Below are 786 nucleotides of genomic sequence, written 5' to 3'. Positions count from 1 at the left end.
CCACCGGAAGATTCTGCTGAAACGGATCTGACAGTGCATGCGATTTACGACGTGCTGATGCGCCCCCTCCTGGACGGTGGCGCGTGGCTGGATCTGGCACTTGAGGAGCGATTCGTCAGCAGCGATACGGTTCAGCACCCGCTCGACATTCAGGTTACTGCTGTCCCTCGCATAACGAACCATGGTTCTCTGACCCCCTATCTTGGTCTGAACGTTATGGCAACGCGCGTCGATGACAACGATGTGCTGACGGTGCAGGGTTTCTGCAGTCCCACGGGACTTGAAAGCGCTATGTTGAATATGGTGCTGCAAGTGACGGGATCGTCTGATATCGATCCGCCGCCGATTAGTGAACTCCAGGATGCAAGCGGTGGCTGGACAACTCAAGCGTGGACTTCCTCGCGGACGAAAGGCACCTGGCCCACACCAGTCACGTTTTTATTCGCCTCTCCCAGTTACCCTACAGGACAGAAAGAGTTCGACCTGACGATTGTCGATCTCATGGACTTCGTCCCGCCAACTCTGCACAGGAGCAGTGCAGGCACGGCACAGTTCCTGTCATTCAATCAAGCTGGACTGGCGTTGAAATACGTTCGGCTCAATTCATTATTCGGTTCGGAGCTGGTAAGGCGTTCGAATATTTCCGTGGACGCCGTGCTGGACTGGTCCAACCAGTTCATTCTCGAACCGTCGCCGACCGGCGCAGAATTTGTTGAACTCAATGGTCCCTTCAACGGTGCCAACGGTCTGAATTTCTGGGAATTGTTTTTTCACCTGCCGCATTTG

The 786-nt window shown here is 54.6% G+C and carries 1 pseudogene; it reads left to right on the top strand.

The features are described from left to right. Positions 1-786, top strand: a pseudogene (locus OQK_RS01140) (insecticidal toxin complex protein TcaB2); the annotation flags it as partial.

It is taken from the genome of Pseudomonas sp. R62, assembly GCF_000257605.1.
GTDB lineage: Bacteria > Pseudomonadota > Gammaproteobacteria > Pseudomonadales > Pseudomonadaceae > Aquipseudomonas > Aquipseudomonas atacamensis.
The sequence above is the reverse complement of the archived record's forward strand: the minus strand, read 5'-3'. Positions and strand labels throughout refer to the sequence as shown.